16 protein-coding genes are annotated in these 20,984 nt (G+C 47.5%); all 16 read left to right on the top strand.

The genetic code is table 11. From position 1 onward, the window contains the following. Nucleotides 1-148: 148 nt before the first annotated feature. The 16 genes from Q366_RS04435 to Q366_RS04355 all read left to right on the top strand — a co-directional run bounded on the left by Q366_RS04435 (nucleotide 149) and on the right by Q366_RS04355 (nucleotide 20,838). Entirely contained in the window at nucleotides 149-844 is a 696-nt protein-coding gene (locus Q366_RS04435) for a winged helix-turn-helix transcriptional regulator (RefSeq protein WP_156968111.1), read from the top strand. Between the two features lie 231 nt (nucleotides 845-1,075). Next, the gene (locus Q366_RS04430) at nucleotides 1,076-2,947 is read left to right on the top strand and encodes an N-acetylneuraminate synthase family protein (RefSeq protein WP_035236691.1); all 1,872 of its coding nucleotides are present in this window, start codon (nucleotides 1,076-1,078) and stop codon (nucleotides 2,945-2,947) included. 11 nt (nucleotides 2,948-2,958) lie between these two features. Next, nucleotides 2,959-4,056: a sialidase family protein gene (locus Q366_RS04425; protein WP_035236689.1), complete on the top strand. Its 1,098-nt coding sequence runs from the start codon at nucleotides 2,959-2,961 to the stop codon at nucleotides 4,054-4,056. Between the two features lie 169 nt (nucleotides 4,057-4,225). Further along, nucleotides 4,226-5,050 (top strand): glycosyltransferase family protein, encoded by an 825-nt coding sequence (locus tag Q366_RS04420; RefSeq protein WP_211251864.1) that lies wholly within the window; start codon nucleotides 4,226-4,228, stop codon nucleotides 5,048-5,050. 236 nt (nucleotides 5,051-5,286) lie between these two features. Then, the gene (locus Q366_RS04415) at nucleotides 5,287-6,351 is read left to right on the top strand and encodes a glycosyltransferase family 9 protein (RefSeq protein WP_169742932.1); all 1,065 of its coding nucleotides are present in this window, start codon (nucleotides 5,287-5,289) and stop codon (nucleotides 6,349-6,351) included. Continuing rightward, complete coding sequence (locus tag Q366_RS04410; protein WP_035236685.1) at nucleotides 6,348-8,444, top strand: glycosyltransferase; 2,097 nt, start codon at nucleotides 6,348-6,350, stop codon at nucleotides 8,442-8,444. The genes Q366_RS04415 and Q366_RS04410 overlap by 4 nt, the downstream gene beginning before the upstream one ends. Before the next feature lie 13 nt (nucleotides 8,445-8,457). Next, nucleotides 8,458-9,606 (top strand): FkbM family methyltransferase, encoded by a 1,149-nt coding sequence (locus Q366_RS04405; RefSeq protein ID WP_035236683.1) that lies wholly within the window; start codon nucleotides 8,458-8,460, stop codon nucleotides 9,604-9,606. A 21-nt stretch (nucleotides 9,607-9,627) separates the two neighbouring features. After that, nucleotides 9,628-10,608, top strand: coding sequence for a GSU2086 family protein (locus Q366_RS04400; protein WP_035236681.1), 981 nt, complete (start codon nucleotides 9,628-9,630; stop codon nucleotides 10,606-10,608). A 64-nt stretch (nucleotides 10,609-10,672) separates the two neighbouring features. Further along, a complete protein-coding gene (locus tag Q366_RS04395) occupies nucleotides 10,673-12,142 on the top strand; it encodes a methyltransferase domain-containing protein (RefSeq protein WP_035236679.1) in 1,470 nt (489 codons plus the stop codon). Between the two features lie 81 nt (nucleotides 12,143-12,223). After that, nucleotides 12,224-13,606 carry a B12-binding domain-containing radical SAM protein gene (locus tag Q366_RS04390; RefSeq protein ID WP_035236676.1) on the top strand — a complete coding sequence of 461 codons (1,383 nt, stop codon included), beginning with the start codon at nucleotides 12,224-12,226 and terminating at the stop codon, nucleotides 13,604-13,606. A 4-nt stretch (nucleotides 13,607-13,610) separates the two neighbouring features. Further along, the gene (locus Q366_RS04385) at nucleotides 13,611-14,621 is read left to right on the top strand and encodes a Gfo/Idh/MocA family protein (RefSeq protein WP_035236674.1); all 1,011 of its coding nucleotides are present in this window, start codon (nucleotides 13,611-13,613) and stop codon (nucleotides 14,619-14,621) included. After that, nucleotides 14,618-15,733 (top strand): DegT/DnrJ/EryC1/StrS family aminotransferase, encoded by a 1,116-nt coding sequence (locus tag Q366_RS04380; protein WP_035236671.1) that lies wholly within the window; start codon nucleotides 14,618-14,620, stop codon nucleotides 15,731-15,733. The genes Q366_RS04385 and Q366_RS04380 overlap by 4 nt, the downstream gene beginning before the upstream one ends. Before the next feature lie 52 nt (nucleotides 15,734-15,785). Then, on the top strand, nucleotides 15,786-16,898 hold the full coding sequence (locus Q366_RS04375) for a glycosyltransferase family protein (protein ID WP_035236668.1): 1,113 nt from the start codon (nucleotides 15,786-15,788) through the stop codon (nucleotides 16,896-16,898). Nucleotides 16,899-16,930: 32 nt separating this feature from the next. After that, nucleotides 16,931-17,890 (top strand): glycosyltransferase family 2 protein, encoded by a 960-nt coding sequence (locus Q366_RS04370; protein WP_035236664.1) that lies wholly within the window; start codon nucleotides 16,931-16,933, stop codon nucleotides 17,888-17,890. A 33-nt stretch (nucleotides 17,891-17,923) separates the two neighbouring features. Then, nucleotides 17,924-19,207, top strand: coding sequence for a glycosyltransferase family 9 protein (locus Q366_RS04365; RefSeq protein ID WP_035236661.1), 1,284 nt, complete (start codon nucleotides 17,924-17,926; stop codon nucleotides 19,205-19,207). 90 nt (nucleotides 19,208-19,297) lie between these two features. Then, a protein-coding gene (locus tag Q366_RS04355) for an IS3 family transposase (protein WP_425388290.1) occupies nucleotides 19,298-20,838 on the top strand; the annotation gives its coding sequence in 2 pieces (ribosomal slippage) (nucleotides 19,298-19,757 and nucleotides 19,757-20,838; 1,542 coding nt in all). Nucleotides 20,839-20,984: the final 146 nt, after the last annotated feature.

Below are 20,984 nucleotides of genomic sequence, written 5' to 3'. Positions count from 1 at the left end.
ATTTAATGTATGGATGGTTCTTACCGATACTATACTTCAGAATAATAAAGGCAACCTGGAAAAGCGGAATTCAATTTCAGCCGTTACAGAATCTGAAGCATAGTTACATCAGAATAGACATGTAACCGAAAGAGCGGAGCTATATCTTTTGATTGTCCCTTACACCACAACGTATTTTTCTCCAAGCAAGGAATATAGAAGGCTTTCTTTATTACTGCTCATCAAAGAAATGCCCCATTCCAGCCAGCACCTTCTGGCAGAAAAAAGCCATCTGAGCAGTTCAATGGTAAACATATACATAAGAGAACTGAGCCAGGCTGGACTGATTACCGTCTCCGGAAAGACAAACCGCACCACAGAATATCATCTGACAGAGAACGGACAAAAAAAATTATTTCAGGATTTTATTTCCTTTTCATCTGAAGCCGTTCAAATTTATGCCTCCGTAAAAAGAGAAATCATCCGGTTGCTTAAGCAATATGAAACCAACGGAATTCGCACCGTAGTTCTTTACGGGGCATCGGACACCGCGGAAATCGTTATGTCCGCCATCCCCCATACACGGCTTGTTGTTATAGGCATTGTGGATGGAGATCCAGGCAAACAAGGCCGGCTTTTTAACGGCACCTTGATTCAGACCCCAGAGGCCATTTCGCAGATTGATCCGGACGCTGTATTGATTACCTCTTTTGCCCGCCAGGATGAAATTTATAATAATATTGAAACGATTATGGGCGACAATATAAAGGTATTGACACTAACAGCACTGCAACAGCTTCGACAACCGCCTCTTCCGGAATTAACCCGCAAAGCAATTCAACCACTATGGACTGAAAGTCCATAGAATGGCGGGCTAAAGCCCGTTGCGACTGAAAGTCGCTGATCTAAGGTACCGCTGCGCGGATCATTTTTATACGGCTACAAGAACTAAGAACCGAAATCCGTAGCATGCCCCTTAATGCCTATAAAAATAATGCACTAAAAGTCTTGGACTAAAGTCCATAGTTTTTACTACCGATTGGGACAATAAAAAACAAACAGCTCGTCCAATCATACAAAAAGCCACGATAAATCCATGATCATCGGAAACCGAAAAATTGGGCAAGACCATCCAACCTACATTGTGGCCGAAGCCGGAATCAATCATAATGGAAGCCTCAAATTAGCAAAAGAATTGGTGGATGCCGCAGTTGACGCAGGTGCCCATGCCGTAAAATTTCAAAAAAGAGACCTGATAAGCCTCTATCCGGAAGATATGCTCAATCACCCTGAAAAGTATGAGCAAAATTTTCAGTATATCATTCCCCTTCTTAAAAAATTTGAACTGTCCAACGACGATTACCTTGAACTGAGAAGATATGCCGAGGACAAGCCCATTGATTTCATCTGCACCCCATTTGACATAACCAGTGCCCGGTTGATCTACAACGCCGGCATTGCCGCATTTAAAGTCGCCTCAGCAGATCTGACAAATTATCCGCTTTTGGAATATATTGCATCCAAAGATCTTCCCATTATCATTTCCACGGGAATGGCTTACAGGCATGAAATCCAGCAAACCGTCCGCTTCCTGAATGAACGGACCGCAGATTATGCCATTCTCCACTGCCGCAGTGCGTACCCGGTCTGGCCCAGAGATGTGAATCTTAAAATGATTAACTGGCTAAAGCAATTTGATAAGCCCGTGGGATATTCGGGACACGATATCGGCATTATCATCCCCCTTGTCGCTGCATCCATGGGGGCCTGCATCATTGAAAAGCATCTGACACTTGATCCAACCATGGAAGGAACCGACCATAAAGTCAGCCTTGACCCGTACTCTTTCAAACGGCTGGTCAGAGATATTGAAATTGCAGATCAGGCCATGGGCAGCCGAAAGCGGTTCCTTCTCCGTGGTGAAGTGCTCAACCGTGAAGTTTTTGCAAAGAGCCTTGCCGCGGCGGAAGACCTTCCCAAAGGCAGTGTTATCAATGAATCCCATATTAAAGTAATGGGACCCGGCAGGGGTCTGCATACATCCAGAAAGGATGACTTGGTCGGAAAATCCATTCATCGCAACATCCAGAAAAACACTTTTTTCTTTGAAGAAGATTTGGAAACAAATGGAAATGGCGGACTTCCCCATCCATCGGCGTATTCTTTCCAGAGTAAATGGGGATTGATTGCACGATTCAATGATTTTTATGACATCATCTCCTTTGATCCCGAAGTCATCGAAATTCATCTGGCAGAAAAGGATTTTGCCACAGCCTTTATCCCCGAGCATCCCCATCGGCAGGAGTTGATCATCCATGCCCCGGAATTTATTGATGGCGGGATCATAAACCTATGCCATTCAGATCATGCCATCAGATCCAAATCAGTGGATCTTGTCCAAAGAACCATTGCATTGGCCAATGAAATGAGTCCTTTTTTCCAGGGGATCCCCAAAATTGTGGTCCACCCGGATGCTGTCAGCCTGAAAGAGAAGCTGCCGAAAGCCCCTCTTCGAAAAGCTTTAATGCAATCATTATTTGAAATAGATACCAGCGGCGTTGAACTGCTTTTGGAAAACCTGCCCCCCTATCCCTGGCTTTTTGGCGGAGAATGGAAGGGGAATTTTTTCATGGACCCGGATGAAATCGTCTCAGTGTGCAATGAGGCAGGCCTTCATATGGTTTTTGACCTTTCCCACGCCGCCCTTTACTGCAATGCCAAGGGAATAGATCTCAAAGAGTACATTCAAAAAGTCTACCCGCTGATTAGACACCTTCATTTAGCCGATGCCTATGGTGTAGACGGCGAAGGCGTCCAGTTTGGCGAGGGAGACATTGATCTTACCCGGATCATGCCGCTCTTTTCAAATTACACAGAATCATGGGTCCCTGAAATCTGGCGGGGACACCTCAACAACGGGCGGGCATTTTTCAAAGCGATCTCCTTAATTTCCAAATACATGAGGTAACCGATACTTCCGTGTTCGAACGATTTATCATTATTGCCCAAAAAGAGAACGCCTTTTACCATGTTCCCTCTATTGTGACCGCACCGGACGGCTCCATTCTGGCCTTTTGCGAGCAACGGTGGCAATCGCCATGCGATGATGTGGGCGAATGCCATATTGTAATGAAAAAAAGCAAAGATAACGGTCAAACATGGGGACAGCTTACGGAACTGCGTCGCAAGCAAGGTGCCAAGTGGCATATGGGATCGGCGGTGACAGACAGCGAAACCGGCAACGTTCTTCTCATGTGCGGCGGTGGGTGGCTTCAAAGTGCAGACAATGGGGATACCTGGACGGACTGGCGGCCTGAATACAACATGCAATCCCCCGGCGGATTGGGTGGCACCCATGGCAGTGCGCCCGGAATTCAGCTCCGGTTTGGCAGGCATAAGGGCCGCCTGGTATGGCCGGCCAGAGTAACCATCACCACCAATGGGTATAATGACCAATCCATCTCCGACAGAAGGGAAAAATGTTACAGCACGGCCATCTTCAGTGACGACCACGGCAAAACCCTTTACCGGGCAAATGCATTCCATCAAGGGACAGGAGAGGCCTGCCTTGCGGAAAGGAACAATGGTGATATCTACTTCAATGCCCGGGCCTATTTTGATGACTTCAGGAGAAAGACCGCACTGAGCCGTGACGCAGGTACATCGTTTTTCGAGACCAAAGATGACCCGGCCCTGAAGGAACTCTCCCAGGGATGCAATGCGAGCATGATCCGTTACCCAAAAGAGCTACTCAAAAAAACAGGTATGTCAGACCGAATTGGCGAGGATGTTATCCTCTTTGCCAATCCGGACAGTGACACCTCCTACCGGGAACACGGCGTGGTCCGTCTAAGCACAGATGGCGGGGAAACCTGGCAATATTCCAGAGCCGTAACGGGTTTCGGAGCCTGGTTTGACTATTCAGCAATGACAATAGCAGCAGACGGCACTATCCTTCTCATGTACAAAACCACCCCGTCCATGACGGGTCTTCCATCATCCTCTGATCAATGCTGCTCCATGGCCCTTGCTCGTTTTAATCTGAAATGGATAATGGATATTTCGGAAGGGAAATGACCATATTTAATATTAGGCATTATACCGACCTGCAGCGTTTATGATCATGCGCATATTAATGATAGCCATAAACGATCCTGCAGGAACAGCCATAGAATTTACAAAGGCCATTAACAGATATACCCATCACACCTGCCGCCTGATTACTAAAGAGATTCGTTACAACTTCATGTTTGAAAAAGATATCCATTTACCCTGGCTTGACCAGGATGGATGGGGAGAAGTGGAAAGTTTGTTAAAGGAAAGCGACGTTTTTCATTTTCACATGACAGCCGATGAATACACCGAGCTTGGCCCTTTTCTTCCCAAAGATTATGTTAAAGGAAAACGGATCGTCCATCACCACCACGGCCATCCTGATTTTCGGGGAAACCCCGGAAAATACCGGGAAAAATATAAGAAATTAGGCCGTTCTAATCTTTTAGTAAGCACTCCGGATTTACTAAAGCTTCTGCCCCAGGCAAAATGGCAGCCTAATTTGGTTCCCATAGAAGATCCATTATATTCCCCCATAAAAAATAAACCAGAACACCCTGTATTGATTTGCCATTCACCAACGAGAAAAGATCTTAAAAATACAGATGAGTTTATTCAGATCATGAATGAAATAGGCAATTCTTCACAAACGCCTGTAAAAATGCGCCTTATAGAAAACACGGCCCACAAAGAATGCCTTAACTTAAAACGGCAGTGTCATATTCTTTTCGATCATCTTCAAGGATATTTTGGCGTCACCAGCCTTGAAGGACTAAGCCAGGGACTTTGCGTAATAGCCGGATTAGATGAATGGAATATCCAACATATTAAAATATTCGCCAGGACAACCCAGCTCCCATGGGTCATTACAACGCCCCCGGAGCTCGAAAAACAGCTGAATATACTGATCAACGATCCTGATAAAGTAAAAGAAATAGGCCGAGAGTCCAGGGAGTTTATGGAGAAGAACTGGTCGCCCCGAAAAGTATCTGAGCAACTGGTAGAGCAAATTCAATAATGTCAAGCTGTGACTCTATAATACTTCCCGAGCCCGGACTGGCTCAACTAGAGTTCCTGGATCACGTCATTGGACCTGCCTCAACCCTGTTATGCCATAAAAGCGATGCCCCAATTATTCACTCCCGTTTTCCCCATTGTCATTCTCTTTTTTTTGACAATGGCCCCCTAATACCTTCACGGGATGACCTCTTTTCTCTGGCTATAAATATAGTGTCATTTGATGAAATTATTCTTGTGAAAGACGACACACGGCCCTGGGGCTGGGAAAGTTATATTACATCACTGGGACTTATGGGGGTTACAACGGTTCGGCTCATCAGTCAGTCTGGTGAATTTGTCATTTCACCTCCTTATTGTAAAAAATCAGAACATATCCATACCATTTTCTTAATTGCATGTGCAGGTATCGGCAATGTCATCCAGATGACTTCCTTGCTCTCAGCCGCAGTCCAACATGGAATGCATACGGCATTTTGCCCATTATTTGACAGTGGAGGCTCCCTGACAAGACTATTTAAAAATGCTTTACCGGGCCTGGCGCTGATTGAACCGGAGGACGCCTTACAGTTTAAGGCGGATGTACGACTCAATATTGAATGCCGGGCCCATATTCACAATGAAGACTTTTTTTATTCTCCTTATCGTGAACCAATGCATAAAAACGAAGGTGAAGCATATGCCGATTTTTTCAAAAACGTCACAGGTATCAAGCCTTTTGTGGAAGAAACATTTGTAGGCGGCTTAGACGTTAGTCTTTCTGAGCAGTTCAAGCAACGTATCGTTCTATGTCCCGGCAGCAAGCCGGGCTGGGATTCCAAGCGCTGGCCTTATTTTTCACAATTGGCGAAACAATTAGATAATCCAATCATCCTTTGTCAGCAAATGGACATAGATGCCTACAGCACCCTTAATTTTCTTTCAACGCTTTGTGATTGCGGGGCGACAATAATAAAAAATGCTGATCTGCCGGAAGTTGCAGCCATACTGAGGCATGCCAAATTAGTGATTGCCAACGACTGCGGCCTGGCCCATATTGCTGTTGCGGCCAATGCGCCGACGATTATCCTGTTTGGGCCGTCATCAATTAAAAAAAACAAACCCTTAAAAAAGAATGCACACTGTCTGAGTCTTGGGCTTGACTGTCAGCCATGCCAGGGGAAACACAATGGGCCTGGACGCCTGAAACCGTGGGATTATGCATGTACGCTGAAATACGCATGCCTTAAAAACATGTCCGTGGATATGGTTCTGTCAGCAGTTGACCGTATCTGCCCTTCCCTTGCCGCAAATTACATATGAAAATCAATTTTCTAAATGATGGATACCGCAATTGCGGAGGATGTCTGCAGCTTATCAAATATGCCAATATCCTCGCAAATATGGGTCATGAAATATTTATCACCTATACCCATTCCTTTTGCTTTAACCTGATTGAAGTCCGTGGGAAAAGAATATTTTCACCTGAACTTAAGCCCAATGAAGTACCCGATTGTGATGCAGTTTTATGTTCCTCCTGGTATATGGCCGGCAAACTATCTGCCCTGCCGGCTTCTAAAGGCGTTAAATTTGCCTATCTGCAGGACTTTGAGAATTGGTCCGGCACAAGTGAGGCCATCATTAAAAACTGGCGCCAGCCTGTCCATCTTATAGCCGTTGCCCGTTACCTGGCAGATGCGGCGATGCAACATACGTCCAAGAAGGCCTGCCTCATTCCCTACGGCATTGATTTCGATATTTTTAATTCGCCCGTTAAAGCGCCGCCAACCCAGGAAATTGTCATTGGAGGACTATACAACTCAATGCCCAGAAAACGTTTTGCCGACCTTCTGGAAGTTGTTGAAGAAGTTCGACAAAAAGGGTGCCATGCAAAGCTAAAACTTTTCGGTGCGGCCAAAAGACCGGACATACTGCCTGACCATGCTGAATATATAGCCTATCCCAGCCGGATGGAATTACGGGACATGATGCGCTGCTGCCATGTCTGGCTGGCAATGAGTGACCAAGAAGGATTACACATTCCACCCATGGAAGCAATGGCCTGCGGCGCCGTACCCATATGCACCAATATTGGCGGAATGACGGACTATTGTGTTGATCAAGTCACCGGGTATCAAATTGACGTCGGTAATATCAATCATGCAGCCAACCGCATCATTCAGCTCCAGGAGAATCCCAAACAGTGGGAAGCGTTTTCAAAGGCCGCACTTGAGCATATTCAAGGCATGGGCTCAGAAAAAGAAAACGCGGCCCAGATGCTTGATTTTTTTAAAGAAAATAAAGGCAGAAAAGGCCATGACGCCCTATTTGATTTTTGTGCCATAAACCACAACACCCATGCCACGCTGGATGAATATATCCGCTGTGCCGGGCTGCACATAGAAAACACGGATAAAGACTATGCAGCATCACTTCTAAAATCAGCCGTCAACTTTTATGAGTCGCAAGCTTCAATAACGGATAATCCTAATTTTTTCAGCCGTTATCAGAGGGAGTACGGACAGGCATTAACACTTTTAAATAAAACCGGCAGCCGGCCGGAACTTAATAATCATGATCGACCCTTTCGTTACGCGCCCAATCAATTGGAAAATTTGAGCAATATTGCAAAATCCAATGGCTGGAAACTTAAAGATACTTATATCAATTCAGCCCAGTTTGATGGGAAATTACGTATTTATCTGACACTTCAATGTAATTTAAACTGTCCGTACTGTGTCAATGCAAATATCAAAGGAATAGAAAAAAATCATAAAATTATTCCCGGGGAAAAATGGATTAAAGCAATCAATCGGGAAATGTGTCATGTCGTGTTCACCGGTGGGGAACCATTCTTATACAAGGACTTGGTAAAAATAATCAACCATATTGATCCATTTTTATCCATATCTGTTTATTCTAATCTGAGTATTGATGTCAGGGATCAGCTTGCAGACATTGACAGGGAGGTCCGTTTTTTTGTCAGCTGGCATGCCCGCCAAATGCCTGGTCGTGATATATTTTTAAATAATATCAAGACAATTCAAGACAATCCCCTGTTTTCACTTACTGTTCATGCCGTTGATGCCCCTGAAAACAGAGAATTTTTAACCCAGGATTTAGCATTTTTCAGAAACAATGGATTGAACATTGATTTGGATGCAGATCAACGCAATTTTCCGGGCTGTATGCAGAATAACGCCCAAAAAGCTGTCTGCCGTCGAAAAATATACCTCATCGATCCGGAAGGGACACGCTACCAGTGTGTTTCGCGTCTAATGCGCAAAACACAGCCCATGGAAAATATGCTGACCCATTCCCTTAAGGAAAACATCTGCCTGGACATCTGCCCGGATTATGGCTTTTGCGCGCCGTGTGACGGTCTGGGTGAAACCCACATCGGCATATTGGAGTAGACGTTCATCTCCCATGAAACCAAAGGAAATTACCAAGGCCCCAAAAACAGATTTTACGCTGGACAAGCTGCCGCATAACGGGCGGATTCTATTGTATGGCAGTGGTGATGCCGGTCTTTCAGTGCTGAACAAAATCCGCGACCGTCGTCCTGACATAAAGGTTGTTTGTTTTTTGGATTCCTTTGACAACGGTGCGGTGGCTGGATTACGGAAGGTCAAACTGGACGATCTTCCCTCACTAAACATACAGTACGACTTTATTCTGATCACCTCTGCCTGGTGGCGGGACATCGTCACTAAGTTGGAAATGGCCGGTATTTCTGACTATGGCGTGGCTTCTTTGGGGCTATGGCACAAATATGTGTACACACATGGGGATATGATTCAAGCCCAGGATGATATTAAAGCGGCTAAGGCGTTGCTAAATACGGATAAAGATAAAACAATATTTCAATTTTTGGTCGATGGAAGATGTGAAGGGTCTTCTTTGGTCAATCTTGATGCCATCAATTCCCAAATTGTTGATTATCCCCGGATACGGAACACAGTCTTCTCTCATCTCACGGAGCAATATCTGGATTTTATACAAAGGGATACGATCAAGACCATCCTCCATGCAGGTGTGTTTGACGGCATGGACTGTTTAAAATTTTTGGGGTTTTTCCCCGGCATAGAAGCTATCCATGGCTTTGAACCCTGGGGAAACTCAAACATATCCCGGGAAACTCTCAAGCTTATCGAACAGTCCGGAAAGGTTCACATCCATCCCATGGGGTTGTGGCATTCCCGTGATATTTTGCCCATGACAGGTCATGGCGCCTGCGCGACCCTGCGGTCCGATGCACCATTAAACCCAAAAACCAAAACCATTCATACAATTTCTATTGATGAGTTTGTAATGATGCATCGCATCAAGCGTGTGGATTATATATGCCTGGATATTGAGGGTGCCGAGGCCCAGGCATTAGTGGGCGCAAAAAAAACCATCACAGAACACCGGCCTAACCTGGCTGTGTCCATCTACCACAAAAAGGAAGATATCTTTCGCCTCCCTCTGCTGCTGAACAACATGTTAAAGGACTACATCTTTCATATTGGACACTACTGCCACTTTCTAAATGAGACCATTCTCTACGCGATACCCGTCGAGCAGAGGGAATGAGAATTGTCCGCAGGTTATTCCATGACAGGGAAGTATACACAATTTGACGTCAGCAGTATTGAGGTGATTCCTTTAAAAAAGCGCAGGAACGACCTGGATCTATCCACTATTATGCATTTACATCCGACAGCATCTGTTCGGCCGCCCTTCCGGGACGTTGCCCGGAAAATGCTTAAGGCCAGGAATCAAAAGGCGTCCAATGTATTCATGCTTGGGGCGCATACCATCCGTTCAGGCGTACAGCCTTTTATTATTGATCTCATGGAGCGGCATCTTATTTCCTGCATAGCGGTTAATGGTGCTTGCGTTATCCATGACTACGAATTTGCCCTTATCGGCCAAACAACAGAATCTGTGGCGCATTACATAAAAGATGGCCGTTTCGGTTTCTGGCAGGAAACTGGATATCTCAATGAAATTATAGCCGAGGGTGTGGCCCGGGATGAAGGGTTGGGGGAATGCGTCGGTCGTTATATTCTTGAAAACAAATTGCCCCACCGGGAAATCAGTCTGCTGGCAAGGGCATATCAGCTGAATATCCCTGTCACCGTTCATATCGGCATCGGCTATGATATCATCCACCAGCATCCTAATTTTGACGGAGCAACGGCAGGTAAGGCCAGTTACACAGATTTCCTCTATTTTGCCAACATACTGGAATCCATAGAAGGCGGAACCCTGTCCAGCTTCGGAAGTGCGGTCATGGCTCCGGAGATTTTTCTCAAGGCGTTGTCCATGGTTCGAAACGCAGCCCGCCAAAAAGGAAAAACCGTAGAAGACTTTTGCACCCTTGTCTGTGATCTCAAGGATCTTCCGCCCTCCTATGCCGATGAGGCGGGCAAATCCGACCCCAACTACTATTTCCGGCCATGGAAGACCCTGCTGGTGAGAACTGTGAGTACCAGGGGCAACAGTTGGTATGTCAAAGGGACCCATCGTGAGACCTTCCCTGAACTGTGGACGGCAGTCAACGATGTAGAAGCCGGTGGGAACAGGAATTGAAAAGTCTGTGCCAACCGTCATTAAAATACATATTTAGACCACTTTGAAAACAATGAGGAGCCTTATGAGCAATAGCCTCCATTCCAACGCAATTCCCTGCATTTCCGTAGTGCGGCCTTTATCGGATAATTGTCTGTCAATGCTCAAGTGTGAGGGGGAGTATCTTTATCCCAAAATCCTTCGTGAACTCATCAAACAAAACGTTTTCAGCCAGATCGTATTCTCTGTTTCTCCTGATGTTCCACCCAGGTTCATTGAGATCATCTCCAAATGGGGATTTGAATTTGATATTGGTCACGATGTCTATCCCCACATTCGGGTGGCCAAATTATCGAAAGCCAAAGAATGGGACATTGTTTGCTGTATCAGTTCCTATACCTATTTTTTTGATGACGTGTTTATACAGAATCAATTCATGAGAGTCCAAAGTGGCGAATTTGATTTTGCCGGGGCAAACGTCGCTTTAAGCAATTTGGAATTCAGCATCATCAATTCAGCAACCATTGATTTTCTGCTGTCAGTAAATGACCAGTCAATCGTTCCGTCTAAACCGCAAGCCATTGATAGAAATGCCACCGGTCGATTGAGGGGAACTCATGCTCAGCATGCCTATACAAAAAGTGAAGAGTTTCTTTGGCTCATGAAGTATGCCGGAGACACCGGTTCCATGCCCAACCAATTCATTTCATCTTTTTATCAAACGCACAATGCTGACCTTTGGTTTTCACGGCAATCAAGAGAAAAATATTCAGCAACCTACTTCAATGTACCCGGAATTGATTGGTTAGACGATTTTGTAGAACAACATTTTTTATCAACCATCCCCATGGAAAAACTTGCAGGACAGATTCGATGGTTTCAAAGATTCGAAAATCAATTTCCTGCAAGCGGGGATCGGTATATAGAGTTAGGTTTCGGGCATATGCCACTTATTTCCTTTTTAATGGCATCTCGATTTAAAGAAGTCATCGCTTTAGAGCCATTTGAAAAATTTGAATTCAATGACCAATTGGCTAAATCTTTTTTTATGCAGCTAAGCGAGTTATTTCCTTATTTATCGGAATCGGTATCATCCCATACACCATCACATTTACCCCGTTTTTCTATTCATAACACGCCTCTGCATGATCTTGATTTAGCGTCGGAAAGTGTCGATTTTTGTACATCGAAAATGGTTTTTGAACATGTTCTGGATGTAGCATCCCTTTCTGAAGAAATTTTTCGTGTTTTAAAAAAAGGCGGGGAAATGCTTCATGAAATCGGGATGAATGATCACACAGGAGGAAGCAGTTCCGGGATACATTTTGGTTTTCTTAAATATTCCCGGGGCGATTGGACTAGAAAATGGACCGGTACAAATTTGATGCGTATCAACGACTTCATCAAATTATGGGAAGAAATCGGTTTCAAGGTTGAAGTGGTCAGAAAAATAGTCAGTTCAAATATTCCGCCAATTATTGACAAGTCCTGGTTCCCTTACAAGGTAGAAGATTTATTGTGTCAAACCGCTGTTATTAAAGCAATTAAACAATGAATACCAACAAAAACAACCAGTTGGGAATACTAAAAAGGTTTTTAATGAATTCTCACAATGCAGATCCTGAAATGAGGAATCATGGCCAACGTAATTCTCATTGACCCTGACAGTGGTTGTCCCAATACCCGGCCTCAACTGGGGACACTGCATCTTGCAGCAATGTTGTTGCAACAGGGTGTAACTGTCGAAATCCTCGATTTATCAGTCCTGCCGGATGGATTGGCTCGCCTGCAAGCCCTGTTGAACGACAACACAATATTTGTCGGTATCAGTGTGGTTATAGGCCCCATGCTTCGCAGCGGTATTGCCGCTGCTGAAATCGTCCGCCGCTTCAATCCGGACCTGCCCGTAGTATGGGGTGGCGTCCATCCGAGCACGGAACCTGATACTACCCTGGCCCATGATGCCGTGGACATCGTTTGCCTAGGCGAGGGTGAGGAGACCGTCCTTGAACTCTATGATGCCATAGCAAACGGCACCTCCCTTCACAATGTTCACAGTATCGGGTTTATGGAAAACGGCAAACCCGTGTTTACCCGGAAGCGCCATGAATATTTCGATCTTGATTCCCTGCCTGCCCTGCCCTATCATCTTATTGATCTGAGCCTGTACAAGCGAGGCAAAGGGCCGGAGGATTTTTTCGGGCTCAAGGGCGAACAAATTCTATCCATCGAGTCCACCCGCGGATGCGCCTTTCGCTGCACCTATTGCGTCAATGCGGCCAAACGGGAAAAATTTCGAAAAATGAGTGCTGAAAAGGTCATTTCCTGCGTCGAAGACATCGTGAACCAGGGTGTCAACTCCATTACGTTTAACGACGACAACCTGTTCGTGGACAAACGGCGGGCTGAAACCATCCTTAATGAGATCATCCGGCGGGGCTGGAAACTTGAAATGTTTATTGCTGTCCGGTCAGACTTTCTGGCAGCCCAGGATGATGCTTTTTATGAGCTGCTGATCAAGGCGGGCGTAACCATGTTTGGCATTGGGGTAGAGAGCGGCTCCAACAGGGTGTTGGATCACATCCGGAAAAAGGAGGGTATCGACGTCACGTTCGAGGCTAGCAAAAAACTTGCCAAACACGGCATCAAGGCCTGGTACCATTTCATTTTTGGATTCCCGGGAGAACGCCGTGAAGATTTGGAGGCAACCTACCGGGCCATGTATCGCATCAGCGCCACCAATCCCTATGCCCAGGTGAATTTAAACCAACTCATTCCCAATCCGGGAACACCATCCTGCCAGGAGTGCTTTGATATGGGCTGGCCCGTCCCAAAGACTATGGAAAACTGGGCCGACGTGATGGTCCACACACGGAGGATGGGAAGGCCCGCCTATGTGGATGAAGAGCTGCTCGACTGGTTCAAGGAACACCTTGACGGTTTGGTCTTCCCGCGGAGGGAGATGCCCTATATTGAAAGCGCCTGGAACGGGCACGACCTGTCCTGGCGGGAGGTATAAAAGCATGATTTGCGTTGCCCAGATCGGTTGCGGCTATTGGGGCCCCAACCTGCTCCGAAATCTCGTTGCCAATTCCCAGTGCCGGGTGAAATCCCTGTGCGACCTGGCTGCGGAACGCCGGAAGTACGTGAGCGGTCTATATCCTGCCATTGACGTCACGGATGATTGTCAGAGTGTTCTTGCAGACCCTGAGATCGACGCCGTGGTTATCGCTACACCCGTTTTCACCCATTACGACCTGGCGATGAGGGCATTGGGACAAGGAAAGCATATCCTGGTTGAAAAACCCATGGCAGGTACGGTGGAAGAGGTTGAACATATCCGGGACCTGGCCCGGGAAAAGGGGTTGATTGCCATGGTCGGACACACCTTTCTCTACAATCCTGCTGTCAGGTTCCTTAAAAAACTTGTTTCCTCGGGGCAGCTTGGTAACATCCGGTACATCTACAGTCAGCGTTTGAACCTTGGGCGGATCCGTTCGGATGTAGATGTCCTGTGGAACCTTGGGCCTCATGACATCAGTATCATCCAATACCTTCTTGATGACGTGTCCCCCCTTGCCGTGCAGCGTCAAGGCATGGATTATATCCAGAAGGGAATTGAAGACACCGTGTTCTTGAACATCCTGTATCCGGGCAAGGTCATGGCCCATGTGCACGTCAGCTGGCTGGACCCGCAAAAGGTGCGGCGCATGACCGTGGTCGGCGAAAAGAAAATGGTTGTATACGACGACATGGCCGAGAACAAGATTGCCATTTTTGACAAGGGAATTGACCGGATGGCTGTTCTTGGCGAGAATATGGATTATGACACCCACGCATTTCCCACCTTCACCCACCGCTCCGGCGATTTGATTATGCCCAGGGTGAATTTCCAGGAACCGCTCAAGGTGGAAATCCAGCATTTCATGGATTGCATCAGAGGGGATGCCGCCTGTCTTACCGACGCCAATCATGCCCTTGGCGTTGTGAACATCCTGAACACCAACACGCATATCCGAAAGATGATTCCATGACCACAATTCCATTGGTAGACCTGAAAGCACAATATAGCGCTTACAAACATGAATTCGACGCAGCCGTTGAACAGTGCATCTCATCCACCAGTTTTATTGGCGGTACGGCACATGCGGAATTTAGAGAAGCTTTTGCCAAATTTTGTGGCGGCGGCCATGCGGTCTTATGTGGAAACGGAACCGACGCCCTGTACCTTGTCATCCGCTGCGTATTGGGCCCGGGGGACAACACCAAAGAGATTATCCTCCCTTCCCACACCTTCATAGCCACTGCGGAAGCCATTATCATGGCGGGATATGTCCCGGTCTTCGTGGACATTGATCCCCATACCTGGATCATGACCCCGGAACTTGTGGCCCGGGCCATCACCCCCCGCACCAAAGGAATAGTGCCGGTACACCTGTACGGCCAGATGGTGAATATGGAAGGAATCATGGAAATTGCGGCAGATCACGGCCTGGCCGTGATCGAAGATGCGGCCCAGGCCCACGGGGCGTCCTGGAAAGGAAAGGGACCGGGCATGTACGGGGATGCGGCCTGCTTCAGTTTTTATCCGGGAAAAAACCTTGGGGCGTGGGGTGACGGCGGGGCCATCTTCACCCGGGACAAATCCCTCGCCGAAGCCATAACCATGGCCGCCAACCATGGACGGAAGGGCAAATACTTCCATGAGACCTCTGGGTTGAACTCCAGGCTGGATGGAATCCAGGCTGCCGTGCTCAACGTAAAAATCCGGTATCTTCGGGAGTGGAACGAACGGCGGAGACAAATTGCCGCGCTATATGACAAAGCCTTCTGCGCCGTCCACGCAGTTGTTACCCCGACCGTAGCCAAAGAAGCAGATCATGTATTTCATCTTTATGTCATCCAGGTTCCGGAACGGGACCGGGTTCTTGCCGGGCTGCATGAGCAAAAAATCGGAGCAGGGATTCACTACCCCGTACCACTCCATGAACAACCGGTATTCAAAGGGATGGACATTGCACCTGAAGCCTTGCCAATTACCCATAAACTGGCTGGTTCCATTATCTCTCTGCCAATTTTTCCCGAAATGACTCCGGATCAGGTGGACCGGGTGGCCCAGGCCGTTATCGGCTTAGTGAAGGAATAAGGGAGAGCATGACAGTCAGCCGGGTTTTCACAATGCCACAAAAGGAGTGGATATGACGCAGTTCACGATACTTCGTTTTTCGGCAAAGCACGGGTACGCGGTACTCGACAATTTTCTCAGGGAAATCCCGGACTGGGAGAACTTGAACTATACCGAGCTGCATGATGCCTACCGCAGCAGAAGATACATCTACATCAATGCGTTTGCGGATTGCATGGAGGCGTTGGGAAACAAGGCAATAGACATCGTTTATGATGTGGAATGCCTACAGAAAAAATGGGCTGACGAACATCATTTCACTTACAGTGAAAAAAACTGGCAACAAGAGATCATTCTTGAACAAATTCGACATTATCGCCCCGACGTAGTCTATGCCATGGAGATATTTTTTCTGCCTGTTGCAATTCTCAAGGATTTCAAAACCCGGTTCCCATTTATCCGGCTTTTTGTATCCCAGAAAGGATTTCCCCACGCTTTCAAGGAACTGGCAACTGCGGATCTGGTCTATACATGCACACCCGGCATTGTTGATCAATTCCAAAAAAAAGGCGTCAACGCCCGCCTGCTGTACCACTGCTTTGATGAGACCATTCTGGACGCCTTTGCCGGGAATGAAAAAATAGTGCAGCAATGGCCCTGCGGCTTTATCGGTTCGTCAGGATACGGCTACCCAAACCATTCCTTTCGCTACTCCCTGCTTGCGGAACTCTTTGAAAAGACAGAACTGCGAGGGTGGTTACATGAAATTGAACCTAACCGTCCGGTCGACCAAAGACCGCTGTCCAAGTTGTATCCTGACCAGGTGGAAAATCCCTGTTTTGGTCTGGAAATGTACAAACGCCTTCTCTCTTGCGGCGTGGTATTGAATATGCATACAGATGCTGCCGACAAATATGTCGGCAACATGCGGTTGTTTGAAGCCACCGGCGTCGGGGTTTGCCTGCTTACTGACACCGGGGTGAACATGCCGGAGCTTTTCGAGGAAGGGGTGGACGTCGTGACCTTTTCCAGCAGGGAAGAGTGTTTTATCAAACTCGAAGAGTTACTCGGTAATGCAGCCCTGCGCAAGTCCGTGGCGACCAGGGGCCAGAAAAAGACCCTAACCTGCCATACGCTCACGGCCCGTTGCAAACAGATTCACGAAGAACTGTCGGCTCTTCTCTAAACCGCCAACCGCCGCAGTCCGGAGAAAATACAATGAAACTTTCTGTCATCATGCCGAACTACAATCACGGGGATCGCATCGGTAACTCCCTGACATCAATACTGGATCAATCCCGTTCCCCGGACGAGGTCATCGTGGTGGATGACGGCTCGACAGACAACAGCCGGGAGGTGATCCAAGGGCTGATGAAAAGATATCCGCAGCTCTCCCTGCACCACCACGAGGAAAACCAGGGGCCGGTGGCTGCTTGCAATACCGCCTTCAGGCTGGCCACAGGGGATTATATCTTCGGATTCCCGGCGGACGATGTTGTCCTGCCGGGATGGTTCGAGCAGGCCGAAGTCATGCTGAAACAACACCCCGGCGTGGGCATATGCTGCGGCGACTACTACATGGTCGATGTTGAAACGGGAAAGGTCAAAGAGATGAAGAACGGATGGGGAAAAGCGCCTGCCCACTACACGCCGGAGGCATTCGCAGAAGTCCTCAAGGGATGGTGGGTTCCCAGTTGCGCCAGCTTCATCAATCGCAAAGCCCTCAAAACGGCCGGATATTTTCTCGACGACCTGAAATGGCACTGTGACTGGTTTGCCTATCTGGTGGTTGCTTTCCGGTACGGATTATGCCACATCCCGTCTCCGGTCATTGCCCGCCGCCGCCATGAAGACGCCTACGGGACCCAGAACCGAAGGGATTGGAGCGTACAATCTCAAGTACTCAGGCAGCTTCTTGAGCGCTTGAAATCCCCAGGTTACCGCGACGTTTTGCCCAGCTTCATCCGAAGCGGTGCCATGCTTTTCTTCAACAACGAGATAGACCGGTTGGTCATGACCGAACCGGAGATGTGGGACATGGAAACCCTACTGCTGGCTGGCTTACCGATGAACTACCGGCATCAGGCCTGTAAACAACATATCGACGATATGTGGAAACCCGGGGGTGTGATTGAGAATGAAGAAAAAATTCGTGAGGCACTGGGCATGTTGGGATAAGCCTCTTCTCCGAGTTTTGAATAGAAATAGAATATGAAACTTGATAGTAAAATTAAAAACGACTCATTAGAGTCAGACTGCCATGTCCGTAATGCCCGTGCAAAGAGCTCAAAAAGTAAGCGTATGAATACCAGATTCCTACAAAACATCGACCATTACCTTGGTCCAATAGCTTGCTTTGCCGGCAGGTTGTTCAAGAAATATTTTCCATGCCTGGAATCCGGTGAAGGGCAATTTGTTAAGCGTATTCTTATCATAAAGTTCTGGGGAATCGGCTCCATTACACAACTTTGTCCTTCTCTGCGGTATTTGAGGGATCAACATCCCAAAGCGGAAATCCACTTTCTGACCCTGACTCCGCAGGCGGCCATTGTCGAATGCATAGAGGAAGTGAATGTCATTCACTCCTTGTCCATCGGTAACAGCATAGCACGTTTCCTCGTCTCCATCCTGCCACTTATGAAGCGGCTCCGCGACCTGCACTTTGACACGGTGTACGATTTTGAATTTTTCGCCAACTTCTCCGCTCTCTGCTGTGCGGCGGTTGGGGTCCGCTCTATTGGCTTCAAGTCGCTGAGAGCTTGGAGAAACGCCATTTACGACGTCACGCCGAGCTTGGACGTCAGCCTGCATATTCGACAACAGTTCCTCAAGCTTGCCAGCGCCCGAGAAGGGCAGCTCCCGGCATCCGCATACAGTGAACTCATCCCATTCACCATTTCCGGAGAAGTCAAAAAAAGCACTGCAGCACTACTCGCTAAAGCTGGAATCAATGGGCCGTTCATTGCGGTCAACCCGAATGCGGGAGACCTTTTTCTCGGTCGTAGATGGCCCGCCGCCCGATTCTCCCGACTTTCCCGACAATTGGCCGAAGAAACAAACCTGCCCATCGTTCTCATCGGCAGCAGGGAAGAACGCGAATACGTTCTGCAGGTGAAGGAAGAAGCCAGACACATGTCCGTTTTCAGCCTTGCGGGACAAATGTCCCTTATAGAGTTGATAGCCCTCTTGTCCAAAGCACACCTGTACGTTGGAAATGACTCCGGACCATTGCACCTCGCCGTGGCCCAGGGAACGAAGACCGTATCACTTTTCGGGCCTGAATCATGTAACGTCTACGGCCCTTGCAGTGCTCGGCACGAAGTTATCACGCTGAACCTCTGGTGCAGTCCGTGTATTAACGTTTACAATTCCAAGCGCATGGCGTGCCACGACAACGCCTGCATCAAGGGCATATCCGTGGACTGCGTCCATGAAAGATGCCTGAAGCTGCTGGATGGCTGCGGCACAGGTCAGGTTGCGAAGGAAAAAGAGTAAACCGGGGTAGACATGCAAAACACCACCCCCCTGTGTCAGGATAGATGTCGCCTCCCTTGAAAAACAAAAGTGGGGCATTGAGGTGATGATATGGGACATTCTATTCAAATCAAAAAAGCTGTATTACAAAAGGTACTCTCGGGGAACAAAACCCATGATGAGATATCAAAAGAATTTGGGATTGGGCGGTCAACTATTGGCAAATGGTTAAGAGAATACAGAAAAGGCGGTAACATCAACTTGAAATCAAAAGAAAAACGCCCCAGAGACTGGACGCCGGAAGAGCGCGTCTCAGCCCTGATGGCGTCGGGGTCTATGTCTTCCGAGGAGAGCGCCTCCTGGTGTCGTAAAAACGGGATTTTTCTCCATCATCTGAAACAGTGGAGGCAAGATGCTGTTTCCGGAATGGCAACTGATTTCAAGAAACAAACCTCAGTAATCGAGACTCAGTTACGACGGGAAAATTCGGCATTAAAAAAAGACCTTTCCCGCAAAGAAAAAGCCCTTGCGGAAACAGCAGCCTTATTGGTTCTTAAAAAAAAAGCCCAGGTAATCTGGGGGGAGCCAGAGGAAGATTGATATCACCTGCAGACAAACAAAGGGTATTACAACTGATTTGCGAGGCCCAAAAAGCAGGTGCCAGGAAGCATAAAGCCTCAGCATTGCTGGGGCTTACCCTCCGAACACTTCAACGCTGGAGCAAAACCGGGACTGCCGATAGGCGTCATGGATCTCGTGCCACACCCGCTAATAAATTGTCCGGTGAGGAACAGCAACAAATCCTTAACACCCTTGATTCTCCTGAATTTGCGGATTTGAATCCGAATCAAATTGTGCCCAGACTTGCAGATCAAGGGATCTATCTCGGTTCTGAATCTACAATATATAGAATATTAAGGCAGCATAACATGAATGCTCACCGACAGGACAGCCAACCTGCCAAAAGGACCAGTCCGGAACCTTTGTCGGCAACGGGTCCGAATCAACTGTGGTCCTGGGATATCACGTACCTGCCAACAAGAGTAACAGGCCAATTTTATTACCTTTACATGATAATGGATTTGTACAGCCGTAAAATTGTCGCCTACCAGGTGTATGACTGTGAGTCTGGAGAACTTGCTTCTGATCTGATAACGGATGCCTGCCTGCGGGAGAAAATTAACGAAAAGCAGGTCACCTTGCATTCAGACAATGGTGCTCCCATGAAATCTGTAACGATGCTGGCCAAACTTCAGGATTTGGGCGTGATACCATCCTTTAGCCGGCCATCTGTCAGTAACGATAATCCGTTTTCTGAATCATTATTCAAAACCCTGAAATATCGGCCTGAATATCCGGCCAAGCCATTTGATACGATGCTGGAAGCCAGGGAATGGGTCCATACTTTCGCATATTGGTACAATAACGTCCATTTGCACAGCGGCATTGGATTTGTCACCCCCGCTGACCGGCACAATGGCAATGATGTAGCCGTTCTTGCCAACAGACATCAAATTTATCAGAACGCCAGATCGAAACACCCTGAAAGATGGTCAGGGAGGACAAGGAATTGGGAACCTGGAACAATGGTTACTTTGAAAAAATTTAAACGGCAAAAAATTGAAAAAACGGCAGATAAGCAAGCGGTATAACCGTTTGAGTATGGTACGGTATAGCACAATTCTCTCATGGCTGAGAATGGGCCCCCAATTGCTCGTCGGAGGCCATGAGAGAATTGTGCGGTAGAGCTTGGAACTTCGTTTGAAAAAAAAGGCGACAACTTGCTTGACACACACCG

Origin of the sequence: Desulfobacter vibrioformis DSM 8776, from assembly GCF_000745975.1 — a bacterium.
GTDB lineage: Bacteria > Desulfobacterota > Desulfobacteria > Desulfobacterales > Desulfobacteraceae > Desulfobacter > Desulfobacter vibrioformis.
This window is presented reverse-complemented; position numbering and strand designations above follow the sequence as displayed.